10 protein-coding genes are annotated in these 12981 nt (G+C 46.4%); 4 read left to right on the forward strand and 6 right to left on the reverse strand.

The window, feature by feature from the left end:
* Positions 1-244: 244 nt before the first annotated feature.
* Both HYW89_01945 and tig read right to left on the reverse strand, forming a co-directional pair.
* Complete coding sequence (locus tag HYW89_01945; GenBank protein QQG45660.1) at positions 245-862, reverse strand: ATP-dependent Clp protease proteolytic subunit; 618 nt, start codon at positions 860-862, stop codon at positions 245-247.
* Positions 863-864: 2 nt separating this feature from the next.
* Positions 865-2196, reverse strand: a complete 1332-nt coding sequence (gene tig, locus HYW89_01950; GenBank protein ID QQG45661.1) for a trigger factor — start codon at positions 2194-2196, stop codon at positions 865-867.
* Positions 2197-2219: 23 nt separating this feature from the next.
* Between tig and HYW89_01955 the strand changes: the two genes are divergently transcribed.
* Entirely contained in the window at positions 2220-2873 is a 654-nt protein-coding gene (locus HYW89_01955) for a hypothetical protein (protein QQG45662.1), read from the forward strand.
* Between the two features lie 51 nt (positions 2874-2924).
* Here the strand turns inward: HYW89_01955 and HYW89_01960 are convergent, their stop codons facing one another.
* The 4 genes from HYW89_01960 to HYW89_01975 all read right to left on the reverse strand — a co-directional run bounded on the left by HYW89_01960 (position 2925) and on the right by HYW89_01975 (position 10444).
* Positions 2925-5015, reverse strand: coding sequence for a sodium-translocating pyrophosphatase (locus HYW89_01960; GenBank protein ID QQG45663.1), 2091 nt, complete (start codon positions 5013-5015; stop codon positions 2925-2927).
* A gap of 61 nt (positions 5016-5076) precedes the next feature.
* Positions 5077-6198 carry a hypothetical protein gene (locus HYW89_01965; protein QQG45664.1) on the reverse strand — a complete coding sequence of 374 codons (1122 nt, stop codon included), beginning with the start codon at positions 6196-6198 and terminating at the stop codon, positions 5077-5079.
* Between the two features lie 19 nt (positions 6199-6217).
* Positions 6218-7651 (reverse strand): transcription termination/antitermination protein NusA, encoded by a 1434-nt coding sequence (nusA, locus tag HYW89_01970; GenBank protein ID QQG45665.1) that lies wholly within the window; start codon positions 7649-7651, stop codon positions 6218-6220.
* A 186-nt stretch (positions 7652-7837) separates the two neighbouring features.
* Positions 7838-10444 (reverse strand): M1 family metallopeptidase, encoded by a 2607-nt coding sequence (locus HYW89_01975; GenBank protein ID QQG45666.1) that lies wholly within the window; start codon positions 10442-10444, stop codon positions 7838-7840.
* A gap of 130 nt (positions 10445-10574) precedes the next feature.
* On the opposite strand from HYW89_01975, the gene HYW89_01980 reads away from it, so the two are divergent.
* The 3 genes from HYW89_01980 (at position 10575) to HYW89_01990 (ending at position 12979) form a co-directional block, all read left to right on the forward strand.
* Positions 10575-11111, forward strand: a complete 537-nt coding sequence (locus HYW89_01980) for a hypothetical protein (protein ID QQG45667.1) — start codon at positions 10575-10577, stop codon at positions 11109-11111.
* Between the two features lie 229 nt (positions 11112-11340).
* Positions 11341-12279 carry a HAMP domain-containing histidine kinase gene (locus tag HYW89_01985; GenBank protein QQG45668.1) on the forward strand — a complete coding sequence of 313 codons (939 nt, stop codon included), beginning with the start codon at positions 11341-11343 and terminating at the stop codon, positions 12277-12279.
* Positions 12280-12604: 325 nt separating this feature from the next.
* Positions 12605-12979 carry a response regulator gene (locus HYW89_01990; GenBank protein QQG45669.1) on the forward strand — a complete coding sequence of 125 codons (375 nt, stop codon included), beginning with the start codon at positions 12605-12607 and terminating at the stop codon, positions 12977-12979.
* Positions 12980-12981 lie beyond the last annotated feature (2 nt).

Genomic DNA, 12981 nt, shown 5'->3' on the forward strand with positions numbered 1-12981 from the left:
AGGTGATGTTACGATAAAGTTGATGCCCAAACCAAAACTATTTGCTGCTGTTTATCTTCCTCTTAATGATCTCGTCAATAATACCGTACTTCTTCGCTTCTTCGGCGTCCACCCCGCACTAAAATTTTGACTGCCGCGATCTTGAATAAAAAGCCCATTTTCATTTTTAACAGCTGTCACGTTGATCTCGCCAGCTTAGTCGGGGCGGCATAACTATAGTCAAAATTTAGTGACGGGGCAAGTATTACTTGCTGTTTGTTTTCCTTTTAATTATTTCATCTATAATGCCATACTTCTTCGCTTCTTCGGCGTCCATGTAAAAATCGCGGTCTGTGTCTTTTTCAACTTGCGTGAGCAGTTTTCCGGTATGTTTTGATAAAATATGGCTTAAGCGCTCCTTGAGGCGCAGAACATGTTTGGCTGAAATTTCAATTTCGGTTGCCTGACCCTCAATGCCTCCGGCCATTACTTGATGTATTAAAACTTCGGAGTTGGGGAGCGCAAAACGTTTACCCTTGGCTCCCGATGCTAAAAGTAAAGCCGCGCCCGAAGCCGCCATCCCAATACAAATAGTGGAAACATCCGGCTTAACGTACTGCATCGTGTCATAAACCGCCAAGGTCGCGGGCACCGAGCCGCCGGGGGAATTAATATAAAGCTTGATGTCCTTTTTCTCGTCCTCTGACTCCAAAAATAAAAGCTGGGCAATAATGGAATTAGCAATCGGATCCACAATCGGCCCGCCCAGAAAAATAATACGCTCTTTGAGAAGCCGCGAATAAATATCATAAGCCCGCTCGCCAAATTGCGACTTTTCAATGACGGTGGGAATTAAATATTGTGCAAAAATTTCGTCGTCCATATTTACATTTTCTCCAAAAACTCAAAAACTTTTTGGTTCTTTAATATGCCTTTAGTATATTCCTTTAATTCTTCGGCGTCAATGTGCTTTTTGGCGTCCTCAACAGATTTGTATTGGCTTAAAAGCTGATTAGCGCGTGTCTCAATTTCTTCTGCCGTCGGCTCTATTTTTTCTACTTTTGCGATTTCGCGCAGGACCAGCGCAATCCTCACCCTTTTTTCTGCCTCATCTCGCCAATCTTTTTGGAGCTCTTCCACGCCTTTTTTTATATGAAGCAAATAGTCTTCCCACTTCATACCCATCTGCTCTACGCCGGATTTTAATTCTGTAAACATTTTGTCAAGCTCGCCCTCAATTAATACGTCCGGGACTTCTATTTTTGTCTCCTCTGCAATTTTTTCAATAGTGAGCGCGCGCAGTCTCTGGATCTCTTTCTCTTCTTTTTCTTTACCAATTCCTTCACGGATACTCTTCTTTAGAGCCTCAACCGATGGAAAATCGCCAAGATTTTTGACAGATTCATCAGTCAGTTCCGGCAACTTACGTTCCTGCACCAGTTTCATGGTGACTATAAAATCAAACGCTTTTCCGGCCATTGACTTTTCGTGCCAATTTTCCGGCGCAACAAGGGTAAATGACTTCTCGTCTCCGACTTTCATGCCAATAAGATTATCCTCAAATCCCGGCAGAAATTTTCCTTGACCAATAACCAATGGGTGATTTTTGGACTCGCTTAAGATGGGGCTATTGTCTTTTACTTCTCCGCCGGAGGCGGATCCGCCTCGGGCGGAAAAGTCAATCTCGACCGTATCGCCGGATTGCGCCGGACGATCAACCGTAATCAGGGGCGCGCGCGATTCCCGGAGCCACTCCAATGTTTTCTCAACTTCTTCGTCGGTTATGGAAACCGCCTTTTTTTCTTTTTGTACTCTTCGGGCAATGACTTTATAATCAGACAGTTTTACTTCGGGCATTACTGCTAACCTGATTTTAAATTCTAAGTCGTTTCCGGGCACAAGTTTGATTATAGTAATTTCCGGTCTTCCTATCGGAGGGCGACTTGGAGAAACCTCACCGCTGTCCAGCATTTTCTGCATCAGCTCCGGATAGGTTTTGCGTACGGCCAAGTCCGCCGCCCGCTCGTAAATCGCATTCTCCCCGAATTTTTGTTTAACAATTTCATACGGAGCTTTACCCCTGCGAAAACCCTCAATTTCTGTTTCCTCCGAAATTAAAGTTGCCGCGCGCGCAAGATGCGGCTCAAATTCCCGAAAAGGAATACTTACATCTATCTCCGCTTGTGATTTTAGCGACTTTGTGAAATTATAGTCCATAGTTCAATCCTTGAGGCTTGATTATGAGAAAGTATACTTGGCCTGTTTTTGTCGGATTTATCACCCTCCTGATGCTCCTGCTGCCTATTAAATTGGTCGGGGTGATAGTGACCTATTTCGACGACCTTTGGAACGTAACCGTCTGGCAACCTTTTCTGGGAAGAAGTTTACCGCTCGCGGGATTGATAGCATCTGTCGTTATCTTTTATCTCGTTGGTAAGTTAGCGGAAACGAAGTGGGGCATCTGGGTTAACGAAAACATCTTGCAGCATATTCCTATTCTGGGGGGTTTTCTGTCCTCGTTTAACCCTAATACTAAAAAGGTTCTGGAAGAGACAAATGGATTTATAATCGCTCGTTACTTAAGCGAGTGGCGTCCGGCCAAATTAATGTCTGTCCTCAAAAAAAAGGATGGTTATTTTGGGGTGGTAATGTTCTTTACCTTCCCGCCCACGCCCCAGTTTATTCCCGATGACTCGCCAATTTATGTTTTGGAAAACCCCGAAGGAAAATATGACGTTATTCCCAACCGCGTCGCATTTAAACTGGAGGTATCGGCCGGCACTGCAGTTCCAGAGAATTGCATAGAAGGAGCAGTACTGACTACTATGGGCGAATTCATTCGCGCCCGCAACCTGATAAGAAAACCTAATCCTACTAGTAACAACGGCTCTTAAGAGCCGTTTTGCTATACATAGATGTTAACCGTTGATCGCGTTTAGGTAGCCTTACAATAACCGAGCTATAAGCAAAGCAACAATGTTTACTATTTTTATCATGGGATTAATGGCGGGTCCTGCTGTATCTTTATATGGGTCTCCCACCGTATCTCCGGTGACTGCGGCTTGATGCGCCGGAGATTTTTTGCCGCCGTAGTTTCCTTCTTCAATATATTTTTTGGCATTGTCCCAAGCAGCTCCGCCTGAAGTCATGGAAATCGCCACAAAAAGTCCGGTCACAATAGAACCCACCAGTAGTCCGCCAAGCGCCTGCGGCGCGTTTGACCCAAGTACTACCACAAGTAAAATCGGCACAGCCACCGGAATCAGCGCCGGTATAATCATCTGACGAATCGCAGCCTTGGTCACAATATCCACTGCTTTATCATACTGTGGCTGGCCCGTGCCTGTTCCCGACGCCCCATTTTTATCTTTTAATAAGGAAGTCGGGATCCCGACATCCGACGTAGCGTCGGATCGTCGGGACATAATTCCTTCTTTGTCCTTTTGAATGCTCTCCCAAAGCCCCGGTATCTCTTTAAACTGCCTTCGCACCTCCTCCACCACGCCCTGCGCCGCTTTCCCAACGGCCCGCATGGCAATGGAACTAAAAAGATAAGGCATCATACCGCCGATAAAAAGACCCACAATAACATAGGGGTCGGAAAGGTTGAAAAATACCGCCTTCCCAAAATTTTTCAGCTCTTCAACAAAAGACGCAAAAAGAACCAAGGCCGCGAGTCCGGCTGATGCAATAGCATATCCTTTGGTAATGGCTTTGGTGGTATTTCCCACCGCATCTAAAGGATCAGTGACCTTGCGTACTTCTTCGGGCAACCCCGCCATCTCAGCAATACCTCCGGCATTATCAGTAATCGGGCCAAAAGAATCTATAGCCACGATAATTCCGGCTTGAGCCAGCATGGTCATCGCGGCCAAAGCCACACCGTAAAGTCCCGCAAAAAGAAAAGCAAAAAGCATGCCGGCAGAAATTACCAGAATCGGAAACGCGGTTGCTTCCAGAGAATAGGCAAGGCCAATAATTATATTGGTGCCATGCCCGGTGAGTGAAGCGCGGGCAATTGCCTTTACCGGACGGAATTTTTTAGAAGTGTAATACTCGGTTGCAACCACCATCAAAGCAGTAACGCCAATACCGGCCAGAGCCGCCATAAAATAAGGATTTACGAGCGACCGATCAAGTGTAATAGCAAAAGCGGGCCACAAAAGTATGACGGCCATAAGGGAAGAGCCGATAAGTCCGCGGTAAAGCCCTCCCATAATTGAGCCGCCTTCTTTAACCCGCACTAAAAAACTGCCTAAAATTGAGGCCGCGATCGCAACACCTCCAATAATAAGGGGTAAAAGCACAATACTTTGATTTCCCGGGAAAAGCAGCGAGCCCAAAAGCATAGCCGCAATCGCGGTTACGGCATAAGTTTCAAAAAGGTCCGCGGCCATTCCCGCACAATCTCCCACGTTGTCTCCCACGTTATCTGCAATTACGGCCGGATTTCTGGGGTCGTCTTCCGGAATCCCTGCCTCAATTTTACCTACTAAGTCCGCTCCCACGTCCGCGCCTTTGGTATAAATTCCTCCGCCAAGACGCGCAAAAATAGAAATCAAAGAACCCCCAAAAGCAAGACCCACGAGCGAAGAAATATTTTGTGTAATAGCGTAAAAAAGACTTACGGATAAAAGTCCAAGGCCCACCACTAAAAATCCAGTTACTGAACCTCCCAAGAAAGCAACCCGAAACGCCTTGGACAGGCCGGATTTGGCAGCTTCTGTGGTGCGAACATTAGTATCTACCGCAGTCATCATACCCAGATACCCGGCCAGTGTTGAGGAAACAGCGCCAACCAAAAATCCCATTGCGGTTTCTCCTCCAAAAACTTGCCAAATAATTATGGCCAAAACCAAAGCCACAAACCCAACCGTAGTATTTTGGCGCTTGAGATAGGCCCTAGAACCAGCTTTTATGGCTTGCCAAATTTCAATTTGTTTTCCTGTTCCAGTCGGATATTTTTTTATTAAATAAATCAGCACCAAAGCAAAGGCGATGGAAACCAAAGAAGTTATTATTGGAAATAAAATCATAAACTATTTCGTCACAAAGCCTATACTGCCGACCGTCAATAAAACCCGGTGGGTAGTATATTTATTCTCTGCGAACTAACTCTTCTTGATACTCTGAGTTGAAAAGTTCTATAAAGGACGAAGAATTTAAAGACTGGAGAAGGCCCAACCTTTGTAAACTAGAAATTAAATCTTGCAGGGATCCGCGGGCCATTGAAAGGTCCCCTTTGTAAAACCATTCTTTGCTGTGAATAACCCCGAAACGTCTGTAGTCTTCAATCTTATCCCTTACCGACGCGACCGAATCGAGGTCAACAATACGACAATCAAGGGTTATGTTATGACTGGTTAAGTATCCGTTGTGGAGCCCAAGGTTCCTGATTTTAGCAACTTGCTGGCCCAGTGTCTTAACAAACCACTCGGTATACTCTTCCCAAGAAAATTTTTGAGGATCTTTCCCTAACTCCTGAGCAACTAAGGCCTTGGCATCGTCAAGGGCCATTCTCTCACGATCTTGACCACCACTCGCAAGATAATCTATACGCTCCGTTGTTCCAAAAGCCCGTACTTCGATAACCGGATTCATTCCTTCTGGAATAATTTTAAGTCTTTTTGCTTCAAATACAGAAATTTTTTGTCCGTTTTCATCAACGATTTCCTCAAGGGATGCAATGGCAACTATGCGATACGTTCTGATGCCTGAACGTAAAAAGTCTTCCGCATAATCCCAGTCACGAATTGCATGGGGATAATTAACCAAACCCAAGGCTTCATGCGGACCTTGTTCTATCACGCGTGCAACCTCCGCAGAGCCAGTATCAAAAGAGAGGTTAAAAACCCCTATCCCTTTAATACCTAAGTCACGATAACGTCTTCCTTGCTGATCCTCAAATACCACTGATCCGATAAGTCCGCTTCTGCCTCTGCCCGGTACCTCTTTATACCCCCTTTCCGGCATTACCGACACGTGATGTATTTTTTCTTCAGGGCTTTGGCTGGGCGTGGGTGTAAAAAAGTAAGCAAAAGGCAACGGTTTACCCTGTTCAATTTTGAAAGGAAGTGTTCCCTCAAACGCGGGATTTAGACTTATTACTTTATTCTTTACTTCAATGGCAGGCAACCTTAATTCCTTTCTTTTCTCAAGAAATTCTCCTCCGGTGCCGGTAATGGGTTTTTCAAGTTTTGGTTGTTCGGATCTCTCCATTTCAATAATGTTTCGTGCTTTAGGCAGCCCTTTTTTCTTCGGTTATTTCTTTCTTTGTTGTTTTCTTTGTTGTTTTCTTTTTCTTTTGTGTTTCAACCTTGCCATCCGTAGTCTTGGGTTCTTTTTTCTTTTCCTCTGATTTCGTCTCGCCCATTACCTCGGCCAGCGCTTCGCGGACCCCTTCTGTAGAAACTGCCGGGGTTTTTTCTTCTTCGGGCGCCTCTTCAACTTGAGACTCTTCCGGTTTTTTGCTGGATCTTACATCAATTTTCCATCCGGTAAGTTTAGCCGCAAGACGCACGTTTTGTCCGCCCTTGCCAATAGCAAGAGAGAGCTGTTCGTCCGGCACAACCGCCCGCGCTTCTTTTCTTTTCTCGTTTATTTCAACATCAAGGACTTTGGCCGGAGACAAAGAGTGGGTGATAAACTCTGCCGGATCCTCGGACCATTCAATAACATCAATCTTCTCTCCCCCCAACTCGTTTATAACCGTAGTAACCCGCACACCCCTTTGCCCCACCAGAGAACCCACAGGATCAATGCCCTCTTCATGAGATAGTACCGCAACCTTGGAGCGTGACCCCGGTTCGCGCGCCACGGATTTAATCTCCACGGTGCCCGATGCAATTTCCGGGACCTCAATCTCAAAAAGTTTTTTCAAAAGACGCGGGTGGGAACGCGACAAAAACACCCCCGGCCCCTTAGGGTTTTTCTCAACTAAAGTAATCAGAACTTTAATACGATCTCCCACCCGGTAGCGTTCATAGGGAACCTGCTCCTCGGGTATTAAAATACCCACAGTTCTTCCAATATCTACAAAGATATTCCGCCCCTCAATCCGCTGGATCAATCCGCTTACAAGCTCCCCTTCTTTGGATTTAAATTCATCAAAAACGGCCTCGCGTTCGGCTTCACGGATACGCTGTACAATCACCTGCTTGGCGGTTTGGGCCGCAATTCGTCCGTATTCCTCGTGATACTCAAGAGGAAACTCAAGTTCGTCTCCGGGTTTTATATCCTTTTTAATCTTGCGGGCCTCTTCAATCATCATGTGTTTTTCCTCATTAAAGCGTATCTTTTTAGGCTCTGTGTCTTCTGCTATTTCCGTCCCTTCCTTTTCCGCTTCAACCATTTCCTCTCTTTTCCGCTCCTCCTGGTCTCCAGCCTTGCCCTCCGCGGCTTCAACCAGCTTTCGGGCCCGCTCTTCCTCTTCAGCCTGAATCTCCTCTTCGGATTTAATCATAGTCTCATCCATCACAATCTTTATTTGCTTCATTTCTACCTTTCCGGTATCCGGGTCCATTTTGGCGCGAACAATTTGACCCCTCTGGCCATAGTCGCGCTTATAAGCCGCAGCCAAAGCCAGCTCTATGGTTTCAAGAATTTTTTCCTTGGGTATTCCTTTTTCATCGGCAATCTGCTGTATTGCCTGCGCAAATGATTTTAAGTCCAAACTTGTGGCTTGTAACTTACAGCTTGTAGCTTTAAGAGATTTTCTCCTAACGCCTACAAGCTAATTCCTACAAGCTAGTAAAATGGGCCCGTTTCCACGGACCACCATCCAACATCTATCCATAAATCTAGTATACCTCCCAGTAAAACCAATGTCAATAAGAAAAAGCCGGTTGCCCGGCTTTGTTCATCTATTTCCAAAAGGAACCAGTTTGTAGTCGGCGCGGCTTCTTAACCATTCTTCAATGTCCTGTCTATCCCTACGGAGCCATTTGATTTTTGATCTGATGGATTCAAGAACTTGACGCTTGGTCCTGTCCAGCCCCATCCGACGTTCTTTCCGGAAAAAGGCCGCAACGTCCCTTAGCTCTTCCTCCGAAGAAAACCCAGCGGCAAACTCCACCATCATAGAAAGAAGTCCTAAACCGGATCCTTCATAACGCCCCAGAAGTTTTTTCCAATTTCTTTTGACGAAGTCCCAAGCCGCACTTCTACCTACCGAGTGGGAGCCGATACCGGCAATAAGAATGGGTGTGTCCTGTGCCCTAACTCTTTCCGAAAGAGAAAATTGCAGAACTTGCCTCAACAACTGTCCATCCCGAAAACCAGCCAAGGAGCGCAAAACACGCATTTTTTCTTCCTGCAAATCAGTAGAATCATAAATCTTCAGCAACGCTTCCAATTCTTCTCCGCCCCCGTTTTCCGCGCTCAAGGTGTAAACAGCCTGTCTTATATCCGGGTTAAGCGTGCCGCCAGCCACAAATTCCTGAAAACGCCTTTGTGCCTCTTCCGTAATTTTTCTATCCCCATACCACCCCGCATTCAGAAGAAGAAGGGAACGGAGCATGACTTCAAGGTGCCCGTCACCCGGTTTTTTATCCCAACCAATAAGTCGCGCGGCAGGAGTAAAAAACTCTTTAGCAAAAACAACAAAAGATCCGTAAAACGCTTCGCGCCCCAACAAGTTATCAAGCGTGCCCAAAGAAGCAGCAAGGACAGACCATACGCTAAAGTCTTCTTCTTTGCTATAAGAGGCGAGGAGGCCTAAGGCATCAGAGGTTTTAACCAATCCTGCTTTGGCCAAGGCCAATGCGTCATCCAAAAGTTCTAGTTTGTCAACCTTGGAAAGCGTCTGCGTACCAACTACACGTTTAAGTTCTCCCATTAGCTCTGGCGCGTAAGACACCCGGTAAAATCCGCTCTGATCAGGATTTACCTTTACCCACTCGCCATCATCAAGTTCCAGAGGAATTGTGGTGCTACGACGATCAAGGTAAAAGAAAATCGGTTCCGGGTCGGATTCGTAAGCTACCCCAAAGGGTACTTTCCAAAGCGGGTCTTTTTTGTCTTTGCTGCCGTCGAAAATAAACCGTTCTTGAGATATCCTAAGTCCCCCTCGCGCTCTTTGAACCTTAAGAACCGGATAACCGGGCTGACGGGTAAAGCTCGCCATAATCTCTTTAATCGGCTTTCCCGAAACCTCCTCAAGCGCTTTCCATAAATCATCGGTGGCCGCGTTTTTGTAAGCGTATCTCGTAAGATAATGCCGCAAACCTCTTCGGAAGAGTTCTTCTCCCAAATAATGTTCCAGCATCCGGTTTATAACCGATCCCTTACTGTAAGAAATCGCGTCAAACACTTCACTAATTTCTCTGGGGTCTCCAACCCCAACCTCCACCGGGTGAGTATTTTTTAGACCGTCTAGGTGCAGGGCAGAACAATAATCATCGGCAACGTATTGGGTCCAAATGTCCCAGTCTGGGAAAATATGATTTACTGCTTTTGGTCCCATGTAAGACGCAAACCCTTCGTTTAACCAGAGATGCGTCCACCACTTCATGGTCACGTAGTTTCCAAACCACTGATGCGCAAGTTCATGCGATACTATCTCGGCCACGCGCTGTTTGGCTGCCTGCGAAGAATTATCGCGGTCAATCAAAAGCGCGGTTTCACGATAAGTAACCAGCCCCCAATTTTCCATGGCTCCGGCGGCAAAGTCCGGCAAAGCCACCATATCCAGTTTGGGTAGAGCGTAAGGAACGCCAAACCACTCGGCAAAGTAGGGCAGGACGCGGCAAGCAGTATCCAGTGCAAAACGGCCCTGCTCTTTTTTACCGAGCGTGGTCCAAACCCGAATTGGGACCCGATTTTTATCCAAAGCCTCAAAACACTCAAGGTCGGCAACCACCCAAGCCAAAAGATACGTGGACATAGGCGGGGTTTTTTGGTAGCGAACCATCTTAATGTCGTGCCCTTCCTCAACCGAACCAACCGGCATATTGGACAGCGCTGTTTTTTCTTTAGGAACTATAAGTTCCAGAGAAAAAGTGGCCTTACGATCCGGCTCGTCAAAACAGGGGAAAGCGCGGCGCGCGTCTGTGGCCTCAAACTGTGTTGCTCCGCCCCACTTTTTCTCGCCATTCACCTCGTAAGAGGTGCGGTAAAAACCATGCATCTTGTCGTTCAGCTCTCCGAAAAATGAAAGAAACAGCTCTGCTTCTCCGGCGGGTACACGCTTGCCAAATTTAAAAGTCACGGTTTCAAGTTTCTTATCAAAACTGGTGCACTGCGGGGTAAGATTCCCGCCGTTAACAACAAGGCAGACCTTGCTGATTTTAAGACCAACCGAATGAAGCGTGATTTGCGATGTTGATTTTTTAATCAGGAGACTGACTTGTTCTACCCCAGAAAATCTTAAACTAGAAAAATCTGGAGTAATGATCAGGTGATAATGTAGGGGTTCAACCGTGCGGAGCAGGCGATAGCGGTTTGCCGACAAACGCCGTTGCCTCATTTCTTCTCCCCGATATTATCTAGTTTTAAAAGTCCTGCTTAATAAGTAGTAACAGAGTGGGGGAACGTTTGTCAATGTTTTTAAAATTGTGCTAACCTTAAGAAAGAACGTTCAAATTGGGGGGCCGGAGGTGGCTAGGCGATCCCGCCGACGCCGGTTGCCGCTTTCCGGCAACCAGCACACTGACTGGGAATTCCGGAAAATAGTTGACATCGTGGAAAATGTTTTTGAAATTATCCGGAAAAAACGGTTTTTGCGGGATCCGGACGACAGGAGAAAAAGACTTCTTGGTTTCCTTTCCTTGGCCGTACACGAAGGTGAACGCACTCAGGTATACGTAGGACACAACAAAGAAAACCCGCCGGCAAAAAATCTGATTCACGAAGCGCTGCATGCGCTTTATAACTATACCGATAGCAGGGGCATCGGACTGGAAGAAGTGCTATCCAAAGAGGATATTACGAAGTTGCGTAAGGAACACTGTCTCGGCATTGCCAGAAAGCTATTACACATTCTCATCCGTCACTCCCGAAACCGCTGTCTTCATCATAGTGATCTTGATAAAAAGGAGGTGTGCCTCTGGCGTATTTTCACTGATGCCCAGAAAAGATATCTAAGAAACCGCATACCAAGACACGAAGCCAAAAAAGATCCCCCCAAAAAATGAAAGCGGCCACCCACTAGGGTGGCACTTTTCTTTGTCCCCCCACCTTTCCAGAATACCCCGCAGCTTGGGAAGTCAGACTTCCCTTGCTGCGGGGATGAATGGGTATCGTAGAAATCCTTCCCGCGGGGTCCAATACCCTGCTGGGAAAGTGGGGGGATTTATCTCGCCCGAGATTCTACCGTTCAAGTCTATTGGCCGTTAACAATAAGTTCGTGCTATACTTCAAGCAATGGTTGGGTTTCTTCAGCACTTCAACGTGGTTGCCGAATGTCGGGCTTCCAAGCTACCGTTATGGCAGTGTCCTCCGTTTCTTTTTCTTATTATGGGGGTAATCACCATTGTTTCTATGGTGGCCACTTTTATAATCGCCTCCCGCTATACCGAAGAACCCGAAGTCGCCGCTCTTATTGTAATATTCGTCACGGCCCTATTTTTGGTGATGGGGAACCTCATTATAGCCGGATTCAACAAAGTTTCCGAGGCCAATCGCATGAAATCAGAATTTATTTCCATTGTTTCGCATCAACTTCGCTCCCCCCTCTCAATTTTTAAATGGACGCTGGACGTGATTGACCGGGAGTCAAAAAACGGAAAAAACCACGACGATTTGGCCAACTTCATGGCCACCCTGCGCGATACCACGGAAAATATGATACGACTCGTTAATTCGCTTCTGGAAGTAAGCAGAATTGAGGCGCGGACTGTTGTGCTTAAAAAGGAACGTTTTTCCCTGGCTGAACTTACCCAAAAAGTTATTGAAAACTTCCGCCGCTATGCCGAGGCCTCCGGTATTTTCATACGGTTTGAGCCGGAAACGTTATTGCCGGAGGTTGTAGCCGACCGGGAACGAATTGCCATGGTTCTGCAAAACTTCATTGATAATGCCATACGCTATACCAGAGGATCGGGGCATATTTTGATTACAATCAATAAGGAAGATAACAACTTAAGGTGGGCTGTCAAAGACGAGGGTATGGGCATACCGCCCGACCAACAAAAATATATTTTCCAAAAATTTTTCCGGTCTTCCCAAAATCAACATACGCGCGGCTCCGGCGTGGGTCTCTATATAGCCAAGGCGGTCATAGGGGCTTCGGAAGGCAAAATAGGTTTTACCTCCAAGGAAAGCGAGGGGTCGACTTTTTGGTTCACATTACCCATAACATAACCAGAAGTATACCCCGCTCTAATTTTGCGGGGTATTCCGCGGCGATCCGCTGCGCCCACGACAGTATGTGCCTACCCGTCCCCCACCTTTCTGTACAAACTCGGTATTGCAATTTGTGGTTAAGCGCAGCGGCCGCTACCACTCTACCCAGAACTGTAAATGAGATACTTGCAAAAAGGTGGGGGATGAAGCCGCGCGGATCGCAGAAAACAAAAAACCAAAATCTTTATATGTAATCGGTCAACAAAACTAAGGCAAAATTAGAGCGGGGTGCTCATATTTCTAACTAAAATTCGTTCGCCCCGACTCCGAATTTTAGAGAAATATGGCAAAAATATTATTTATTGAGGACGAGTCAGCCCTGCAACGCGCTGCTACCAAGGTTCTAAACGAAGAGGGATACAGCGTTCTTTCGGCATTAAACGGCGAGGACGGGCTGGAAATGGCCAAAAGAGAAAAACCGGATTTGATTTTGCTTGATCTTATCCTGCCTAAACTTGACGGTTTTGCGGTACTGGAAGCATTAAAGCAAGACGATACTACGAAAAAAATTCCGGTTATGATACTTTCTAATCTGGAAGGGGGAGGCGACGTGGAGCAGGCACTGGAACTCGGAGCAAAAACTTATCTTGTTAAAGCCAACTATCGGCTGGAAGAGGTTGTGGAGAAAATAAAGCAGGTTCTTGGAAATAGTCAGTAATA

Source organism: Candidatus Sungiibacteriota bacterium (assembly GCA_016432465.1).
Taxonomy (GTDB): domain Bacteria; phylum Patescibacteriota; class Minisyncoccia; order Sungbacterales; family HO2-52-23.

Coding starts and splice junctions, on each gene's coding strand:
- HYW89_01960 (QQG45663.1), bottom strand. CDS start 5,015: ATGATTTTATTTCCAATAATAACTTCTTTGGTTTCCATCGCCTTTGCT.
- HYW89_01965 (QQG45664.1), bottom strand. CDS start 6,198: ATGGAGAGATCCGAACAACCAAAACTTGAAAAACCCATTACCGGCACC.
- HYW89_01955 (QQG45662.1), top strand. CDS start 2,220: ATGAGAAAGTATACTTGGCCTGTTTTTGTCGGATTTATCACCCTCCTG.
- HYW89_01985 (QQG45668.1), top strand. CDS start 11,341: ATGGTTGGGTTTCTTCAGCACTTCAACGTGGTTGCCGAATGTCGGGCT.
- HYW89_01975 (QQG45666.1), bottom strand. CDS start 10,444: ATGAGGCAACGGCGTTTGTCGGCAAACCGCTATCGCCTGCTCCGCACG.
- tig (QQG45661.1), bottom strand. CDS start 2,196: ATGGACTATAATTTCACAAAGTCGCTAAAATCACAAGCGGAGATAGAT.
- HYW89_01990 (QQG45669.1), top strand. CDS start 12,605: ATGGCAAAAATATTATTTATTGAGGACGAGTCAGCCCTGCAACGCGCT.
- HYW89_01945 (QQG45660.1), bottom strand. CDS start 862: ATGGACGACGAAATTTTTGCACAATATTTAATTCCCACCGTCATTGAA.